Source organism: Brevundimonas sanguinis (genome assembly GCF_029636725.1).
In the GTDB taxonomy this organism is placed as follows: Bacteria; Pseudomonadota; Alphaproteobacteria; order Caulobacterales; family Caulobacteraceae; genus Brevundimonas; species Brevundimonas sanguinis.
The window spans coordinates 2480381-2498599 of sequence record NZ_CP116770.1 but is presented as its reverse complement, the minus strand read 5'-3'; the positions used below and the strand labels follow the sequence as shown (position 1 = coordinate 2498599).

The 18219-nt window shown below is 70.0% G+C and carries 14 protein-coding genes; 12 read left to right on the top strand and 2 right to left on the bottom strand.

Annotation, left to right across the window (positions count from 1 at the left end; genetic code table 11):
• Positions 1 to 475 precede the first annotated feature (475 nt).
• The 11 genes from PIB44_RS12315 to PIB44_RS12265 all read left to right on the top strand — a co-directional run bounded on the left by PIB44_RS12315 (position 476) and on the right by PIB44_RS12265 (position 13235).
• Complete coding sequence (locus tag PIB44_RS12315; RefSeq protein WP_025977775.1) at positions 476 to 964, top strand: division/cell wall cluster transcriptional repressor MraZ; 489 nt, start codon at positions 476 to 478, stop codon at positions 962 to 964.
• Positions 961 to 1935 (top strand): 16S rRNA (cytosine(1402)-N(4))-methyltransferase RsmH, encoded by a 975-nt coding sequence (rsmH, locus tag PIB44_RS12310; RefSeq protein ID WP_278069598.1) that lies wholly within the window; start codon positions 961 to 963, stop codon positions 1933 to 1935. Before PIB44_RS12315 ends, rsmH begins: the two co-directional genes overlap by 4 nt.
• The gene (gene ftsL / locus PIB44_RS12305) at positions 1932 to 2327 is read left to right on the top strand and encodes a cell division protein FtsL (RefSeq protein ID WP_278069597.1); all 396 of its coding nucleotides are present in this window, start codon (positions 1932 to 1934) and stop codon (positions 2325 to 2327) included. Before rsmH ends, ftsL begins: the two co-directional genes overlap by 4 nt.
• Positions 2324 to 4102, top strand: a complete 1779-nt coding sequence (locus tag PIB44_RS12300; protein ID WP_025977772.1) for a peptidoglycan D,D-transpeptidase FtsI family protein — start codon at positions 2324 to 2326, stop codon at positions 4100 to 4102. The genes ftsL and PIB44_RS12300 overlap by 4 nt, the downstream gene beginning before the upstream one ends.
• Positions 4099 to 5568: a UDP-N-acetylmuramoyl-L-alanyl-D-glutamate--2,6-diaminopimelate ligase gene (locus tag PIB44_RS12295; protein WP_278069596.1), complete on the top strand. Its 1470-nt coding sequence runs from the start codon at positions 4099 to 4101 to the stop codon at positions 5566 to 5568. The genes PIB44_RS12300 and PIB44_RS12295 overlap by 4 nt, the downstream gene beginning before the upstream one ends.
• The gene (locus PIB44_RS12290) at positions 5561 to 7003 is read left to right on the top strand and encodes a UDP-N-acetylmuramoyl-tripeptide--D-alanyl-D-alanine ligase (protein ID WP_278069595.1); all 1443 of its coding nucleotides are present in this window, start codon (positions 5561 to 5563) and stop codon (positions 7001 to 7003) included. Before PIB44_RS12295 ends, PIB44_RS12290 begins: the two co-directional genes overlap by 8 nt.
• Positions 7004 to 7015: 12 nt before the next feature.
• Positions 7016 to 8125, top strand: coding sequence for a phospho-N-acetylmuramoyl-pentapeptide-transferase (gene mraY / locus PIB44_RS12285; RefSeq protein WP_278069594.1), 1110 nt, complete (start codon positions 7016 to 7018; stop codon positions 8123 to 8125).
• A 4-nt stretch (positions 8126 to 8129) separates the two neighbouring features.
• Positions 8130 to 9659: a Mur ligase family protein gene (locus tag PIB44_RS12280; protein ID WP_278069593.1), complete on the top strand. Its 1530-nt coding sequence runs from the start codon at positions 8130 to 8132 to the stop codon at positions 9657 to 9659.
• Positions 9656 to 10837 (top strand): putative lipid II flippase FtsW, encoded by a 1182-nt coding sequence (gene ftsW, locus PIB44_RS12275; protein WP_025976219.1) that lies wholly within the window; start codon positions 9656 to 9658, stop codon positions 10835 to 10837. The genes PIB44_RS12280 and ftsW overlap by 4 nt, the downstream gene beginning before the upstream one ends.
• A gap of 13 nt (positions 10838 to 10850) precedes the next feature.
• Positions 10851 to 11936, top strand: a complete 1086-nt coding sequence (murG, locus tag PIB44_RS12270) for an undecaprenyldiphospho-muramoylpentapeptide beta-N-acetylglucosaminyltransferase (RefSeq protein WP_278069592.1) — start codon at positions 10851 to 10853, stop codon at positions 11934 to 11936.
• Positions 11937 to 12107: 171 nt separating this feature from the next.
• On the top strand, positions 12108 to 13235 hold the full coding sequence (locus PIB44_RS12265) for a mechanosensitive ion channel family protein (RefSeq protein WP_278069591.1): 1128 nt from the start codon (positions 12108 to 12110) through the stop codon (positions 13233 to 13235).
• Between the two features lie 3 nt (positions 13236 to 13238).
• On the opposite strand, the gene PIB44_RS12260 is transcribed toward PIB44_RS12265, so the two are convergent.
• Positions 13239 to 13685: a hypothetical protein gene (locus tag PIB44_RS12260; protein WP_278069590.1), complete on the bottom strand. Its 447-nt coding sequence runs from the start codon at positions 13683 to 13685 to the stop codon at positions 13239 to 13241.
• 85 nt (positions 13686 to 13770) lie between these two features.
• Between PIB44_RS12260 and PIB44_RS12255 the strand changes: the two genes are divergently transcribed.
• The gene (locus PIB44_RS12255) at positions 13771 to 14631 is read left to right on the top strand and encodes a WecB/TagA/CpsF family glycosyltransferase (protein ID WP_278069589.1); all 861 of its coding nucleotides are present in this window, start codon (positions 13771 to 13773) and stop codon (positions 14629 to 14631) included.
• Between the two features lie 139 nt (positions 14632 to 14770).
• Here the strand turns inward: PIB44_RS12255 and smc are convergent, their stop codons facing one another.
• The gene (gene smc / locus PIB44_RS12250) at positions 14771 to 18211 is read right to left on the bottom strand and encodes a chromosome segregation protein SMC (RefSeq protein WP_278069588.1); all 3441 of its coding nucleotides are present in this window, start codon (positions 18209 to 18211) and stop codon (positions 14771 to 14773) included.
• Positions 18212 to 18219 lie beyond the last annotated feature (8 nt).

The following is an 18219-nucleotide window of genomic DNA, read 5'->3' as shown; positions in this document are numbered from 1 at the left end:
CTGCCTGAGGGCTGATATTCGCCCTACCGCGCGTTCGCGCTGCTGGAGGGCAGTCGCTCTTTTTGACGCCGTCATCCTCGGGCTTGACCCGAGGATCCGGCCGTCCGTCTGCGCGTCGTCGGAGGGCGGGAACGCGCGGGCCGCTCAATCCTCGGGTCAAGCCCGAGGATGACGGTGTGGAGACGAGCGCGGGTCGGCGGCATCGGCTTTGCCATTAACTATTCCGTTGAAATTAAGGCCTTAGAACCCGTCCACAGGCTGTGAATACTCACTTTGTTCCATGTATGTTCTGATTTTACAGTCTTTGCGAGGCCCGGCGAACCGCAAATTAGGTTAAAGGGTGTCAACTAATCCCATTGAGACCCATTGTGTCCCATGCTATCCCAATCGCTCATGAGTAGGGGCCGAACGCCCGACGCGTGGGCTTTCATCAACGGACTTCAGGGGCGAGCCGCAGGGTTCGATAGGGCAGGGCGTGTTTCTCTCGACCTACGAGAAGCAGCTGGACGGCAAGCGCCGTCTCCTGATCCCTCAGGAATTCCGCACGGCCGAGAACGGCGCTGAACACGGCGTCTTCTGCTTTCCCTCCATCGAAGCCGATTGCCTGGAAGCGGGCGGCGACAAGCTGTTCGCCGAATATCGCGCGGTGATCGAAAGCCTGCCCTTCGGCGATCCCTACCGTTCGGCTCTGGAGGCCTCGATCTTCGGCGAGCAGAAGCCGCTGGCCTATGACTCGGGCGGGCGCATCACCCTGCCCGAACATCTGTGCGCCGAGGTCGACCTGTCCGACACGGTCGTCATCTACGGCGTCGGCGAACGCTTCCAGATCTGGAACAAGGACAAGTGGGCCGCGCACCGCGCCGAGCAGCGCCGCATGGCGCGTGAGGGCCTCAAGCAGTTCGGCGAGATGCGTCGCCAGGCCCAAGGTCAGGTGATGGCCGCCAAGGCGGGAGGGGCGGCATGACCTCTCCCCACGCCCCCGTCCTGCTGGCCGAGGTGATCGAGGCGCTCGATCCCAAGCCGGGTGATGTCATCATCGACGCCACCTTCGGAGCCGGCGGCTACACCCGCGCCATCCTGGAGCGCGGCGCCGAAGTCGTGGCGCTGGATCGCGACCCGACGGTGCAGCCTTTCGCCGAGGCCGTGGCGCGCGACTTCCCGGATCGCTTCCAACTGATCCGCACCCCCTTCTCGGGCCTGGCCGAGGCGTTCGAGGAAAGCGGCAAAGCCAAGCTGGACGGCGCGGTCTTCGACATCGGCGTCTCGTCCATGCAGCTGGATCAGGCCGAGCGCGGCTTCTCCTTCATGCGCGACGGGCCGCTGGATATGCGGATGTCCGCCAATTCCGACCATGGGGGCGAAACCGCCGCCGACATCGTCAACACCTGGGATCACGGGCCGCTGGCCCATATCTTCAAGCTGTACGGCGACGAGCGTCAGTCGGGCCGGGTCGCCACCGCCATCCTGCGTCGCCGGGTCGAGCAGCCCTTCACCCGCACGCTCGATCTGGCCGAGGTGGTTGAGAAGGCCCTGGGCGGCCGGCGCGGCGCCGCCATCCATCCCGCCACCCGCGTGTTCCAGGCCCTGCGCATCGCCGTCAACGACGAGCTGGGCGAGCTGGAGCGCGGGCTGGAGGCGGCCGAGGCGACGCTGGCGCCGGGCGGGCGGCTGGTTGTCGTCACCTTCCATTCGCTGGAAGACCGCATAGTCAAAGCCTTCCTGACCGAGCGCACCGGCAATGCGCCGGGCGGCTCGCGCCATGCGCCGGTCGCGGTGGAGACGCGCAAGCCCAGCTTCGACCTGCTGTTCAAGGGCGCGCGCGAGGCGGACGAGGCCGAACTGGCCGCCAACCCCCGCGCCCGCTCGGCCAAGATCCGCGCCGCTGTCCGCACGGACGCGCCGACCTGGGGCCCGATGAAGGGGAGGGGCGCATGATCGCCGTGCCCGCCCCGGTCCAGCGTCTGTTCGAGTGGAAGGTGCGCGGCGTGCGCTGCGTCGAGATCATCGGCGTGGCCTGTGTCCTGGCCCTGGTGTTCTCCGTCTATATCGCCAAGGCGGCCGCCGCCCGCGAAAGCGCCGAGATCAGCCGCATTGAGCGCGACATTCGCGAAAACCGCCAGCGGGTCCGCCTGCTGCGCGCCGAGGTCACGCGCCTGGAGCAGCCCGCGCGCCTGGAGGCCCTGTCGCGCGAGATCGGTCTGGGCCCGGTCGATGTGAAGAAGCAGGCAGGCGAGGCGACCCTGCCCGAAATCGCGCCGCCGCCGGCTGAGAAGCCCGCCGAGCAGGCGCCTGCCGCGCCCGCCGCCGCTGTGGAGGCCGTGCAATGAGCGTGCATGACCATCACGGCATGGGCTATCGCGGTCGTCCGCAGGCGACCTTCGGCGGCGCGGTGTCGGCCTGGGGGCGCTGGGTCGCCTCCCTGGTGTGGAACCTGGAGCACTCGTTCGAGCGCGCCCGCGCCGACGCCCGGCCCGAAGAAGACACCCGCGTCCGCATCTTCCTGATCATGGCGGCCTTCTGCGCCGTTTTCGCCTGCCTGGCCTTGGGCGCGGCGCACGCTGCGTTGCTGGCGCCGGCGCGAGGGACGGGGGCGGGCTTTCATCCCGGCGCCCTGACGCGCGCCGATCTGGTGGATCGCAACGGCCAGCTGCTGGCTACCAACATCACCCACTACGGCCTCTATATCGACCCGCGTGAGGTCTGGGACATTCCGGCCGCCAAGGCGCAGCTGCGCCGCGCCTTGCCGCGTATCCCGGCCAAGCGCCTGGACAAGGTGATGAGCGGCGAGCGCCGCCTGATCGTGCTGACCGGCCTGACGCCGTCGGAGCGCCGCGCGGTTCATGCGCTGGCGCTGGGCGGAGTGACGTTCGAGCCCGAAGACCGCCGCGTCTATCCGCTGGGCAGCTCGGCCGTGCATCTGATCGGTCGTTCGGATACGGGCGGCGAGGGCGTCGCGGGCGCCGAACTGGCCTTCAACCAGGAAATCCGCGCGGCGGGCGTCGCGGGCGAGGACTTCCCCCTGTCGATCGACCTGCGGGTCCAGGGCGTGGTCGAGAACGAGCTGGCGATCGCCGCCGAGGAGCACAAGGTCAAGGGCGCCGTCGCCGTCGTCGCCGACGTGCAGACAGGCGAGATTCTGGCGATGGCCTCGTGGCCGACCTATGACGCCAACCGCCGCAACGCCGCGCCGGAAGAGGCCACGCTGAACCGCGTCGTCTCGGCCCACTATGAGATGGGTTCGGTGTTCAAGAGCTTCACCGTCGCCGCCGGCATCGATACCGGCCGGGCCGACATGAACACCCTGTTCGACGCCTCTCAGGCGCTGCAGATCGGCAAGCGCCGCATCACCGACTTCCACGCCACCAACAAGGTGCTGACGCTGGAAGAGGTCTATCTGCATTCGTCCAACATCGGCACTTCGCGACTGGCGGTCGAGATGGGCGGCGATGTGATGCGCGACTATTTCCGCCGTCTGGGCCTGCTGGACGCCGCGCCGATCGAGTTGAAGGAGTCGGCCGCCCCGCCCAAGGTGCGCAAGTGGGACGACAGCACCCTGGCGTCGCTGTCCTTCGGCTATGGCGTCATGGTCACGCCGATCCAGTATGTGGCGGCCTATGGCGCGCTGAGCAACGGCGGGCGCTATGTGGCCCCGACCCTGCGCAAGGGCGGCCGTCCGAACGCCCAGACGCATCAGGTCGTCTCGCCCGAGACCTCGGCGACCATGCTGGACCTGATGCGCCGCAACGTCACGCGCGGTTCGGGCCGGTTCGCCGATGCGCCGGGCCTGCGCATGGGCGGCAAGACCGGCTCGGCCAACAAGCTGGTCAACGGCCGCTATAATCCGGCGGTGGCCGTCGGCTCCTTCGCCGGGGTCTTCCCCGCCGACGGGCCTGTGGACGCCAAGCGCTACACCGTCTTCGTCTTGATGGACGAGCCGGGCGTCTATCCGCGCACCGGCGGCTATGTCGCCGCGCCCGCCGTGGGCCGCATCGCCAACCGCATCGCCGGCTTCCTGGGCGTCGAGCGCAAGGCCGACCGCTGGTCCACCGCGCTCGGCGAAAAGATCCCCGAGTTCCAGGACGTGGAGGGCGACGGCCGATGAGCCTTCCCAGCGCCCACGTGCGTCTCTCCGAACTGCTGCGCCGCGATGTGGCTTCCGACCCGGAGATCACCGCCGTCACCGCCGACAGCCGTCAGGTCGTGCCCGGCGCCCTGTTCGTCGCCCTGCCGGGGACGCAGGCCGACGGCCGCGCCTTCATTCCGCAAGCCCTGGCGAAAGGCGCCGCCGCCGTGCTGGCGCCGTCGGACACGCCTGCGGGCGCGGCGCCGGTCCTGGTCGGGTCGGGCGACGTGCATCGGGCCTACGCCATCGCCGCACGCGCCTTCTACGGCGCCCAGCCGCGCACCTGCGTCGCGGTGACCGGCACCAACGGCAAGACCTCGGTCGCCAACTTCTGCCGCCAGATCTGGGCCGGCCTGGGCTTGAAGTCGGCCAGCATGGGCACCCTGGGCGTCGTCGGCCAGAAGGGCGACAAGACCTACGCCCTGACCGGCCCCGGCCTGACCAGCCCCGACGCCGCCGAGGCCGCGCGTCTGCTGGCCGAACTGGCCCGCAAGGAGGTGACGCACCTGGCGCTCGAAGCCTCGTCCCACGGCATCGACCAGCGGCGCCTGGACGGGGTGGCGATCAAGGCCGCGGGCTTCACCAATCTGACCCAGGACCACCTCGACTATCACGGCACGATGGACGAGTACCGCGCCGCCAAGCTGCGCCTGTTCGAGGCCCTGCTGCCGCGCGGGCGCACGGCCGTTCTGAATGCGGACTCGGACGCCTATTCGGCCTTCGCCTCGGCCTCGATCATGGCCGGTCTGGGCGTGATGGGCGTGGGCGAGCGCGGGCGCGACCTGACGCTGCTAGCGCGCCGGGCGACGCCGGAGGGCCAGCGCCTGACCCTTGATGCGCGCGGCCGGGTGCATGACATTCTGCTGCCTCTCGCGGGCGCGTTTCAGGCGTCCAACGCCCTGGTGGCGGCGGGCCTGTGCATCGCGGGCGGCGAAGATCCCGACCAGGTGATCCCGGCGCTGGAGCTGATTCAGGGCGCGCAGGGCCGCCTGCAACGCATCCCGGGCGGCGCGCGCGGGGGCGAGGTCTATGTCGACTACGCCCACACGCCCGACGGGCTGGAGACGGTGCTGAACGCCCTGCGCCCGCACGCGACGGGCCGCCTCATCGTCGTCTTCGGCGCGGGCGGCGACAGGGATCGGGCCAAGCGTCCGCTGATGGGCGAGATCGCCGGGCGTCTGGCCGACGTGGCCATCGTCACCGACGACAATCCGCGCTCGGAAGACCCCGCCGCCATCCGCGCTCAGGTGCGTGCGGGCTGCCCGGACGCGCTGGAAGTCGGCGACCGTCGCGAGGCCATCCGCCACGCCATATCCCTGATGCGTGAAGGAGATGTGGTCGTGATCGCCGGAAAAGGGCATGAACAGGGTCAGATCGTCGGCGGGGTCGTGCACCCCTTCGACGACGCCGCCGAAGCGACCGAAGCCCTGAAAGATCATGCCTGACGCTCACACGCCGCTCTGGACCGCCGAAGCGATCGCCTCGGCGACCGGCGGCCAACTTCACGGACCCGATGTTCCTGTCTCGGGCCTGACCTACAACAGCCGCGAGATTCAGCCGGGCGACCTGTTCCTGGCCCTGCACGGCGCGCGCGACGGGCATGAGTTCGCCGAGGCCGCCTTCGCCGCCGGCGCGACCGTGGCCCTGGTCGACCGGCCGGTCGAGGGCGGACCTTACGTCCTGGTTCCCGACACCCTGAAGGGGCTGGAGGCGATGGGCGTCGCCGCGCGCGATCGCGCCCGCCTGCGCGGGGCCGTCACCGGCAGCGTCGGCAAGACCAGCGTGACCCAGGCGATCAAGGCGGGCCTTGATCTGGCGGGGTCCAGCCACGCCTCGATCAAGAGCTACAACAACCACATCGGCGTGCCGCTGACGCTGGCGCGCATGCCCCAGGGCACGGATCGCGCCGTGTTTGAGATCGGCATGAACCATCCGGGCGAGATCGGGCCGCTGTCGGCCTTCGTGCGCCCGCACGCAGCCTGCGTCACCACGGTCGGGCCGGTGCATATCGAGGCCTTCGCTGACGGCGAGGCGGGCGTGGCGCGCGAAAAGGCCGCCATCTTCGAGGGGCTGGCTCCGGGCGGCATCGCCGTGGTCAACGCCGCCGACGCCCACGCCGACATTGTGCGTCAGGGCGCGGAAAAGGCCGGGGCCGTCGTGCGGAGCTTCGGCCATGCGCCTGGCTGCGACGCGCGCCTGCTGGACTTCGTCGCCGACAGCGAGGGCGCGACCGTCACGGCCGAGCTGGATGGACAGCGCATCGAATACCGCCTTGCCCAGTCCGGCGTGCACTGGGGGCTGAACAGCCTGTGCGTCATCCTGATGCTGCAGGCGCTGGACGTGTCGCTGGAGACGGCCTTGCAGGCGCTGGCGGGCTTTCAGCCGCTGGCGGGCAGGGGGCAGATGAGGACGGTCGCCATCCCGGGCGGCGCCTTCACCCTGATCGACGAGAGCTACAACGCCAATTCGCTGTCGATGAAGGCGGGCTTCGCCAGCCTGGTCGCCAAGCCGGTTGGGCCGGGCGGGCGCCGTGTCGTCGTGCTGAGCGACATGCTGGAGCTGGGCGAGCACAGCCGCGCCCTGCACGAAGGCCTGGCCCCTGCCATCGCTGCGGCTGGGCTGGACCTGGTGCATACGGCCGGGCCGCAGATGCGCCTGCTGCATGAGGCGCTGCCGCCGTCGCTGCGCGGGCAGTGGCGCGAGACCGCCGCCGAGCTGGCCGCCGAGGCCGCCAGCCTGGTCCGGCCGGGCGACGTCGTCATGGTCAAGGGCTCGAACGGATCAAAGGCCTCGCTGGTCGCGGCCGCGCTTGCAAATCTCGGCGTGACCGAACAAGGCAACAACCCCTCAAGCAGCGGCGCGCCGCGCGCGACGCGATAGGGTCACCCAAGAATGTTCTATCTGCTCTATCTCTATTACGCGGACATCGCCCAGGAATATCCGCTGCTGCACCTGATCCAGTATCAGACCGTGCGCGTGGCCCTGGCCATGGCCACGGCCATGATCGTGGCGGTCGCCATGGGCAGCCGTTTCATCAACTGGATTCGCGCCAAGCAGGGCCGCGGTCAGCCGATCCGCGACGACGGCCCGGTGTCGCACCTGTCCAAGGTCGGCACGCCCACGATGGGCGGTCTGATGATCCTGGCGGGCATCGGCGTGGCGGTCTTCCTGTGGGGCGACCTGACCAATCCCTACATCTGGATCGTCTCGGGCGTGACGGCGGCGTTCGGCGTGCTGGGCTTCATCGACGACTACGCCAAGGTGACGAAACAGACGTCGGCCGGGCTGACGTCCAAGCAGAAGCTGGCGGCCCAGACGGTCGTGGCGGTGATCGCTGGCGTGCTGACGGTGTTGTGGATGACCCAGTCGCCGACCTCGCCGGGGCTTGAGACCTCGATCGCCTTCCCCTTCCTGAAGGCGGTGCTGCTGAACATCGGCTGGTTCTATGTGGTCTTTGCGGCCTTCACCATCATCGGCTTTTCCAATGCGGTGAACCTGACGGACGGGCTGGACGGCCTGGCCATCGTGCCGGTGATGATGGCGGCGGGCGCCTTCGGCATCATCTCATATCTGGTCGGCAACTTCCTCTTCGCCGACTATCTGCAGGTCCACCACGTGCCCGGCGCGGGCGAGCTGGCGATCTTCTGCGCCGCCATCATCGGCGGGGGCATGGGCTTCCTGTGGTACAACGCCCCGCCGGCCAAGATCTTCATGGGCGACACCGGCTCGCTGGCCCTGGGCGGCGCTCTGGGCTCGATGGCCGTGGCGACCAAGCACGAGCTGGTGCTGGGCATCGTGGGCGGCCTGTTCGTGGTCGAGGCGGCCTCGGTCATGATCCAGGTCGGCTACTTCAAGCTGACCGGAAAGCGCATCTTCCTGATGGCGCCGATCCACCACCATTTCGAGAAGATGGGCTGGCCGGAATCGACCGTGGTGATCCGCTTCTGGATCGTCGCCGCCATGCTGGCCCTGGCCGGGCTGGCCACGCTGAAGCTGCGTTGAGCCGATGATCCCCGTTCCCGGCTTCGAGGGGCGTCGCGTTGCGGTCTTCGGCCTGGGGCGGTCGGGGATCACGGCGGCGCGCGCGCTGCAGGCGGGCGGGGCCGTCCCCGTGCTGTGGGACGACGGCGTCTCGGGCCGCATGCAGGCCGAGGCCGAAGGCTTCCTGGTCGAGGATCTGACCCGCGCCGACTGGTCCGGGTTCGCCGCCCTGGTGCTGTCGCCGGGCGCGCCGCTGACCCATCCCAAGCCGCACTGGAGCGCCCTGCGCGCCCATGAGGCGGGCGTGCCGGTCATCGGCGATGTGGAGCTGTTCGCGCGGGCGCTGACCGCCTTGCCGCCGGGGGATCGGCCGCGCGTGGTCGCCATCACCGGCACCAACGGCAAGTCCACGACCACGGCCCTGATCGGCTGGGTGCTGAAGCAGGCGGGCCTCCGCGCCCACATCGGCGGCAACATCGGCATCGGGGTTCTGGCTCTGCCTGAGCCGACGGCGGATGCGGTCTATGTGATCGAGGTGTCGTCCTATCAGCTGGACCTGACGACGGGCTTTGCGCCGGACGTGGCGATCCTGACCAATGTATCGCCGGACCATCTGGACCGCCACGGCGGGATGGAAGGCTATGTCGCCGCCAAGCGCCGCATCTTCCAGGCGCAGGATGATAAGGCTCTGGCGCTGGTCGGCCTGGACGAGGAGTGGGGGCGGAAGATCGCGGCGGACCTGCAAGCGCAGGGGCGGCGGGTTGAGACGGTTCTGAGTCTTCCTTCTCCCCTCGGGGGAGAAGGTGGCTTGCGGAGCAAGACGGATGAGGGGGACGTGTCCCCTGCCGCGTTCCCTGCCGAAGAGGCGCCGTCGTATCTGGCGTCCCCCTCATCCGAGCCGCTTCGCGGCCCACCTTCTCCCCCGAGGGGAGAAGGGTTTTCGGCGGCCGCGGGCGTGTTGATGGCGGGCGGCGAAGTGCTGGCTGACCTGACCGCCGCCCGCTCGCTTCCCGGTCGCCACAACGCCCAGAACGCCGCCTTCGCCTATGCCGCGGCGCGGGCGCTGGGCGTGTCGCATGAGGCGGCGGTCGAGGGCCTGCTGACCTTCCCCGGCCTGTCGCACCGGATGGAGGCCGTCGGCCGTCTCGGCGCCGTGCGCTTCATCAATGACTCTAAGGCCACCAACGCCGACGCCGCGCGGCAGGCGCTGGCCTCCTACCCGTCCGTCTTCTGGATCGCGGGTGGCAAGGCCAAGGAGGGCGGGATCGACAGCTTGCGCGACCTCTTCGCGCGCGTGGCCAAGGCTTATCTGATCGGGGAGGCGGCGGACGCCTTCGCCGTGACCCTGGCCGATACCCCGCACGTCGTCGCCCAGACGATGGAGCGCGCCGTCGAACTGGCCGCCGCCGACGCCGCGATGGCCGGGGGCGAGCAGGTCGTCCTGCTGTCGCCCGCCTGCGCCAGCTTCGATCAGTTTCCCGATTTCGAGGTCCGGGGCGAGGCGTTCCGCGCCGCCGTCCTGGGACTGGGCGCACGGCCGGAGCCCGCCGCATGACGCACAACAGCTACAGCCATCCCTTCTCGCGCAACGACCAGAGCATGGTGGCGCGCTGGTTCTGGACGGTGGATCGCGGCCTGCTGGGCGCGGCGCTGACGTTGATGGCGCTGGGCGTGGCGCTGAGTTTCGCCTCCAGCCCGGCGGCGATCGGGGCGGACGAATCCATCACCGATCCCTTCCACTACTCCTGGCGGATGATGGTCTTCTCGACCATGGGACTGTTCGTGATGCTGGGCGCGTCGCTGCTGTCGCCGCGCGGCGTGCGGCGGATCGCGGTGCTGGCCCTGATCTGCTCCATCCTGGTCATGGCCGCCCTGCCGATCGTCGGCGACACGGTGAAGGGCGCGGCGCGCTGGATCAATCTGGGGCCGTTCAGCCTGCAGCCGTCCGAGTTCGCCAAGCCGGGCCTGATCGTCTTCGCCGCCTGGATGTTCGCCGAGGCCCAGAAGGGCGAGGGCGTGCCGGGCGTCAGCATCGCCTTCGGCCTCTGGGCGCTGACGGTCGGCCTGTTGCTGATCCAGCCGGACATCGGCCAGACGCTGCTGGTCACCACCACCTTCATGGCCGTCTTCTTCATGGCCGGGGTGCCGCTGAAGTGGGTCGCCGTCATCGCCGCCATGGGAGCGGGCGGGGTGGTGTCGCTGTATTTCATGTTCGGCCACATGCGCGACCGTCTCAGCCGCTTCCTGTCGCCCGAGACGACCGACACCCACCAGATCGACCGCGCCTCCGAGGCCATTCGCAACGGGGGGCTGATCGGGCGCGGCATCGGCGAGGGCGTGATGAAGCGCCACGTGCCCGACCTGCACACCGACTTCATCTATTCCGTCGGCGCCGAAGAGTTCGGCCTGGTGCTGTCGTTGATCATGATCGGCCTCTACGCCTTCATCGTCATTCGCGGGATGCGCAAGGCGATGAAGCTGAACGACTCCTTCGAACAGACGGCGGCGGCGGGGCTGTTCATGCTGATAGGGCTTCAGGCCTGCATCAATGTGGCGGTGAACCTGAACCTGATCCCGACCAAGGGCATGACGCTGCCCTTCATCAGCTATGGCGGCTCGTCCATGATGGCCATGGGGCTGACCATGGGGTTTGCGCTCGCCCTGACCCGGCGCCGTCCGGGCGCCTATGAACTCGGCTCGAACGTCGCCCCGCGCCGTCGCCTGCTGCCGTAAGAGAGTATCGCTCATGACCAAGGTCTGCGTCGTCGCCGCCGGGGGCACCGGCGGCCATATGTTCCCCGCCGAGGCCCTGGCCCGCGAGATGGCGGCGCGCGGCTGGCGCGTGGTGCTGGCCACCGACAAACGCGGCGAGCAGTACGCCCACGCCTTTCCGGCCGAAGAGCGTCTGGCGCTGGACGCAGCGACCGGCTCCGGCCCCATCGGCCTGATGAAGGCCGGTCTGGCCATCATGAAGGGCGTCGGCCAGGCCAAGGCCGCGTTCCAGCGCACCGGCGCGGACGTGGTGGTGGGCTTCGGCGGCTATCCGTCGGCGCCGGCCCTGCTGGCGGCGGTGACGACGCGCCGCCCGACCGTGATCCATGAGCAGAACGCGGTGCTGGGCCGCACCAACCGCTATCTGGCGCCCAGCGTGGGCGTGATCGCGGCGGCCTTTCCGACCCTGGGCCGGGCGCCGGACAAGCTGAAGGACCGCGTCCAGCTGGTCGGCAATCCGGTGCGGCCCGACATCCGCGCCCTGTTCGATCGGGCCTATGTCGCGCCGGCGGGCGGCGGCCCGATCCATGTGCTGGTGACCGGCGGCAGTCAGGGCGCCCGCATCCTGTCCGAGACCACGCCGCGCGCGCTGGCGGCCCTGCCCGAGGCCATCCGCAATCGGCTGAAGGTGCAACAGCAGTCGCGGCCCGAGACGCTGGAGGCCGCGCGCCAGATCTATCTGGACGCCGGGATCCAGGCCGAGGTCGCCCCCTTCTTCCGCGACATGGCCGACCGGCTGTCCAAGGCGCATCTGGTGATCGCGCGGGCGGGCGCTTCCACCTGTTCGGAGTTGGCCGTGGCGGCCCTGCCGTCGGTGCTGATCCCGCTGAAGATCGCCATGGACGACCACCAGACGCTGAACGCGCGCGCGCTGGCTCAGGCGGGCGCCGCGAAGGTGATCGCCGAGGACGACCTGACCGTCGAGACGCTGACGACCGCCCTGACCGCCATCCTGTCCGATCCTGCGGCGCTGGCGGCCATGTCGGCGGCGGCTCGTTCGGTCGCCATCCCCGACGCCGCGCAACGGCTGGCCGATCTGGTGGAGCAGGCGGCTCGATAAGACCCTTCTCCCCGCCGGGGGAGAAGGTGGGCGGCGAAGCCGCTCGGATGAGGGGGCGCTTCCCTCATCGAGACGGGCTGATGGGGGTTTGCGTCATTTGGCGTCCCCCTCAACCGTCTCGCTGCGCGAGCCACCTTCTCCCCCGGCGGGGAGAAGGGCTATGGTTTAGCCATGCCCCAGTTCGTGCTCGACCTGACCAACACCGTGTTCGCCCTCTGGCGTCAGTTTCACTGGCTGCCGAAGTGGGCGGTGATTTCGATCATCACGGTCGCCTTCGTCTTCATCGGCTGGGCGGCCAACCAGGTGGTGTTCGCCCTGCTGAAGCTGGCGGTGCGCAACCGAGACGCCTTCTGGAAGGGGATGCTGAAGCGCGCCCGGCTGAAGGTGCGGCTGGCGGTGATGATCATCGCCCTGGCGCTGGCGGTCACGGTGTCGCCTCTGGCGCCCGAGCCGTCGCTGTTCATCCGCCGGACCCTGCTGTTCTGCTTCATCCTGGTGTCCGGCTGGATGCTGGCCGGCGCGGTGGACATGGGCGCCATCGTCCACCTGAAGAAGTTCAACATGGAGGCGGAGGACAACCTCTACGCCCGCAAGCACGTCACCCAGACGCGCATCCTGCAGCGGGTCGCCGCCATATTGATCGGCCTGATCACCCTGGGGCTGGCGCTGCTGACCATTCCAGGCGTCAAGCAGTGGGGCCTGTCGCTGCTGGCCTCGGCGGGCGTGGTCGGCATCGTCGCCGGTCTGGCGCTGCAGCCCTTCCTGACCAACCTGATCGCGGGCATCCAGATCGCCACCGCCCAGCCGATCCGCCTGGACGACGCCGTCATCGTCGAGGGCGAGTGGGGCCGGGTCGAGGAGATCACCTCGACCTATGTGGTGGTCAAGCTGTGGGACTGGCGGCGCATGGTGCTGCCGCTGACCTACTTCATCCAGAAGCCGTTCCAGAACTGGACGCGCGAGGATTCGCGCCTGATCGGCGTGGTCTTCCTCTATGTCGACTATGAGGCCCCCATCGAGCGGCTGCGGGTGAAGCTGGAGCAGATCGCCCACGCCTCGCCGCATTGGGACGGCGACGTGGTGGCCCTGCAGGTCACCGACATCACCGAACGCACGGCCCAGGTCCGCTGCCTGACCAGCGCGCGCAACGCCTCGGTCGCCTTCGATCTGCGCGCCGAGGTGCGCGAGAAGATGCTGGCCTTCATGCGCGACGAATGCCGCGAGGCCCTGCCGCGCGACCGCGTCGACCTGGATCGCGAGGAACGCGGCGGCCTGCGCCTGAAGCCGGAAACGGCCTGACGATCAGGGAACCAGACGCGCGCGGCCGATCCAAACCGCCGCCGCTGTCGAGGTCGCCTCCACCGCCGGAACAGCCTTTCCGCACGCCGCCGCGGCCAGCGCCGCAGCGTCCTGACCCGGCGTGATCGGGGCCGGTGGCGCGTTCTCGGGCGTGACAGGCCCTTCGGTCCCGTCCGCGCGCAGCGACGCGAAGTCCAGCCGGTCGGCCGTCCAGGCGGCGCAGTCGAATCGCCACCACGACCAGCCGCCGACATAGGCGATGCCCCCGATCAGCATGTCCTCGCGGCTGATCTGCAGCGACCGCATCCGCACGACAGTGGCGCGCTCGCCGGGCTCCGGCCTGATCGACGCCAGATCGGCGAAGACGGCGAACCGGTTGCTGCTGGTAAAGGCCAACAGCGGCGGCGGCGCGGCTTCGACGGCCGGCGGCGGCGGGGGGATGGTCAGCATGCTGGCTCCGAGGTGCGCCGGTGTTCGGTTTGGATTAACCCTGTCCGCATACCCGATGTTGAAACCGCCAGGCTAGACAGCCGTCATGTATTACGCGCCGCCCGGTTTTGACCCCTCCGGCCCGCCGCCGGACCGACGTCGGCGGCCGCGCGCGCCATTTCGCCAGACGCGCCGGCCAGACGAGCGGATCACCCTGCTGGGCGAGCCGGTCGATCTGGTCCGCCCCGAAGAGGTTCTGCTGCATCTGGAGCGCAGCGTGGACGCGGGCGTGCAGTCCATCGTCGCCAACCACAATCTGCACAGCCTCTATCTGATCCGGCGCACGCCGGGGATGCGGCGTCTGTACGAGGCGGCCGATCTGATCGAGCTGGACTCGACGCCTCTGATCCATTTCGCCCGTCTGCTGGGCTATCCGGCGCGGCCGCAGCACCGCTGCACCTATCTGGACTGGCGCGATCATTTCTGGAGCCTGGCCGACCGCAGGGCCTGGCGCGTCCTCTATATCGGCGGCGCCGACGGTGTGGCCGAAGAGGCGGCAGGTCGCCTGACGGCTCGCTACCCGCGCGCGACGGTGAAGGGGCTCAGCGGCTATTTCGACGCCACGCCGGGATCTCTGGGCAATATGGCGGTTCTGGCGGCGATCAACGATTTCGCCCCGCACGTGCTGTTCGTCGGCATGGGGATGCCGCGTCAAGAGCTTTGGATCGCGGACAATCTGGCCGCTCTGCCGACGGTTCCGATCCTGCCCGTGGGCGCCGCCTTTGACTATGAGGCCGGGGTGCAGAGGGCTGCGCCGCGCTGGATGGGGCGGCTGGGCGTCGAATGGCTGTTCCGCCTGTTCGCCGATCCGAAGCGGTTGTTTACGCGCTACTGCATCGAGCCGTGGTTCCTGATAGGACCCGTCTTGAGCGACGTGCGCTCAGCCATGCGACGCCGGAAACGCTGAGCTTTTCCTCCCCATGAAATGGGGAGGGGGACCGCGTAGCGGTGGAGGGGCTCTGCGACAGCGGAACCAAGCAGCCCCTCCGTCTCGTCGGCTGCGCCGCCGAGCCACCTCCCCATTGCATGGGGAGGAGAGGCGACCTCTACGCCGTGACGATCTCTTCGGCCTGTTGCAGGTCGACGCTGACCAACTGGCTCATGCCGCGCTCGGGCATGGTGACGCCGTAGAGGCGGTCCATCCGGCTCATGGTCACCGGGTTGTGGGTGATGACGATGAAGCGGGTGTCGGTGCGGCTGCGCATCTCGTGCAGCATCCGGCAGAAGCGGTCGACGTTGGCGTCGTCCAACGGCGCGTCGACCTCGTCCAGCACGCAGACCGGCGCCGGATTGGCCAGGAAGACGCCGAAGATCAGCGCCGCCGCCGTCAGCGCCTGCTCGCCGCCGCTCATCAGGCTCATGACCGACAGCCGCTTGCCGGGCGGGCAGGCGTAGATTTCCAGCCCCGCCTCCAGCGGATCGTCGCTCTCGACCAGCTTCAGCTCAGCCTGGCCGCCGCCGAACAGGGCCTCGAACAGGGTCTTGAAGTTGGTGTTGATGACGTCGAAGGCGGCGATCAGCCGCTCGCGCCCCTCGGCGTTCAGTTCGTCGATGCCGTCCCTGAGTTTGGCGATCGCCTGCGTCAGGTCGATGCGCTCGGTCTTCATGGCGCTGAGCCGGTCGCCGTATTCGGCCGCCTCTTCCTCCGCGCGCAGGTTGACGGCGCCCAGCGCCTCGCGCTCGCGCTCCAGGCCGTAAAGCAGGCTCTCGGCCCCCGCCGCGTCCGGCGGGCGGGCGATGGCGTCGTCGGTCAGCTTCCGGCCCAGTTCCTCGGGCGACATCTGCGCCGTCTCGCGGATGTTGGCGGCGCTCTCGGCCAGCTTCTCGGCGGCGGCCTCGGCGCGGGCGGACAGGCCCGCCCGGCTCTCGCGGGCCTGGGAAGTGGCGGTTTCGGCGGCGCGCGCGGCGCGGTCGGCCTCCTGCGCTCCCGCTTCGGCGACGGCGACGGCGTCGGTCGCCGCCTGCTTGCGCTTCTCGGCCTCGGCCAGAGAGTCCATCAGGGCGTTGCGTTGCTCGGCGAAACCGGCGGGCGCCGCCTCGGCCTTAGTCAGCGAGGCTTGCGCCTTTTCGGCATCGCGCTCCAGCGCCTTGAGGCGGGCGGCGCTGTCGCTGGATCGCGTGACCCAGCCCTCGCGGGCGCGGGTCAGGCTGCCCAGACGCTGCTCGCGCATGGCGCGGTCGCGGGCCTCCTCGTCGCGGGTCGAGCGAGCGGCCTGCGCGGCCAGCCGGGCGCGCTCGGCCCCGCCTCGCGCCTGCGTCAGTTCCTGACGCAGGCCGACGACGACATCGGAGGACGACTCCACCGAACTGGCCTCGGCGAAGGCGGCTTCGGCCTCCTGCACCTCGCCGTCCAGCCGGGCCACGCTTTCGTCCAGCGACTGGGCGCGGGCTTCCTTGCGGGCCTGATCGCGCATCAGGGATTCCAGCCGGTCGCGGGCCGAGACGACCTGCTTGTCCAGCGTGAAGGGGCGCAGGCGCGCGGCCTTGACCTCTTCTTCGGCGACGCGGAAGGCTTCGCCCGCCGCCTTCAGCGCGGCTTGCGCCGTCTCCAGCGCGGGCTTGCCGAGGTCGATCTCGGCTTCCAGTTCCGACAGGCGCGTACGCTGGGCCAGACGCACCGCGGCGGGGCGGGGCGCCTCGGCGCGGCTGACGAAGCCGTCCCAGCGATAGAGGTCGCCCTCAACCGTCGTCAGGCGCGCGCCGCGCGGCAGGGCGCGGGCCAGTTCGGCGATCCGCTCGCGCGGGGCCACGCCGCAGAAGGCCAGACGCGCCGCCAGCTGATCCGGCGCTGTCACATGGGCGGACAGGGGCGCGACGCCCTGCGGCCAGTCCGGCGCAGACGCATCGGCGCCCGCCCAGTGCGCCGGGGCGCGGGCGTCCACCGCCGCGTCCAGGTCATCGCCCAGCGCCGCCGCCAGCGCGGCCTCATGGCCCTTGGCCGCCGACACCTGATCCAGCGCCGGAGGGTGCTCGCGCTTGCCCGTGACCAGCAGTTGCGCCAGCCCGCGCGCCTCGGTCTGCAGGCGGCCCAGCCGGTCCTCGGCGGCGCGGGCGGCCGTGCGCGCCTCCTGCTCGGCGCGGGCGATGTCGCTGCGCTTGGCCTCGGCGGCCTCGACGGCCTCGCGCGCGGCGGTCAGTTCAGCCTGTGCTGTCTCCAGCGCCGCCTTGGCCGTTTCGATTTCGGGCGTCTCCAGCGGGCCGAGCGCCTCGCGTTCGCGGCGGGCCTGTTCGTGCTGGCCCTTAACCCGCGCCAGCCGGGCCTCGGCGTCGCGCTTCCTGGCGCTTTCTGCGTTCGCGCGGGCCTCGACGGCGGCCAGGGTGCCGGCCAGCCGTTCGACCTCGGCGTCGGCGGCCTTGCGCGCGTCTTCGGCCTCCAGCAGGGCGCGTTCCAGTTCCGGCCCGCGCTCGGGGGCGGCGGCGATCTCGGCCTTCAGCTTCTCCAGCTCGCGGTCCAGCCGCTCCAGTTCGCGCGCCGCGTCGGCGGCCATGCCGTCCTCGCGCGCGCGGTCGGCCTCGATGCGGGCGACCTCGGCCTTCAGGCGGTCGACCTCGGCACGGGCGGCCTGTTCGGCCATGTCCAGCCGGTCGCGCTCGATGATGGCGCGGTTCAGCAGGGCGGTGGCGACCGCGTCTTCCTCACGCGCGGGCTTCAGCCCTTCCTGCGCGTTCAGGGCCGCCGTCTGGGCCGCCGCCGCCGCCGTGGTCGTTTCGGCCACCAGCCGGTCCGCCTCGCGCAGTTCGGCCGCCGCCGTCTCGGCCGCCGCCTTGGCGTCGGTCCAGCGGACGTGGAGCAGGGCCGCCTGCAGGGCGCGGATCTCGGCCGAAATCTTCTTGTATTTCTCGGCCTGACGCGCCTCGCGCTTCAGCCGGTTCAGCGTCGACTCCAGTTCCTTGCCGATGTCGTCCAGCCGGTCGAGGTTGGTCTCGGCCGCCCGCAGCCGCAGCTCCGCCTCATGGCGGCGGGTGTGCAGGCCCGCCACGCCCCCGGCTTCTTCGAGGATACGGCGGCGGTTCTGGGGCTTGGCGGCGATCAGTTCGCTGATCTGGCCCTGACGCACCAGAGCTGGGCTGTTGGCTCCGGTCGAGGCGTCGGCGAACAGCAGCTGCACGTCGCGCGCCCGCACCTCCTTGCCGTTGATGCGATAGGTCGAGCCGCGCCCGCGCTCGATCCGGCGCGAGACTTCCAGCAGGGGGCTGTCGGTAAAGGGCTGGGGCGCGCGCTTGCTGGCGTTGTCGATGGTCAGCTGGACTTCGGCGTGGTTGCGCGGCGGACGACCCGCAGCGCCCGCGAAGATCACGTCCTCCATGCCCTGGCCGCGCATGGCCTTGGCCGAGTTGGCGCCCATGACCCAGCGCAGGCTCTCCAGAACGTTCGACTTGCCGCAGCCGTTCGGCCCGACGATGCCGGTCAGACCGGCCTCGATGTGCACCTCGGCCGGGTCGACGAAGGATTTGAAGCCGACGAGCCGGAGGCGCTGGAACTGCATCGCGTCGC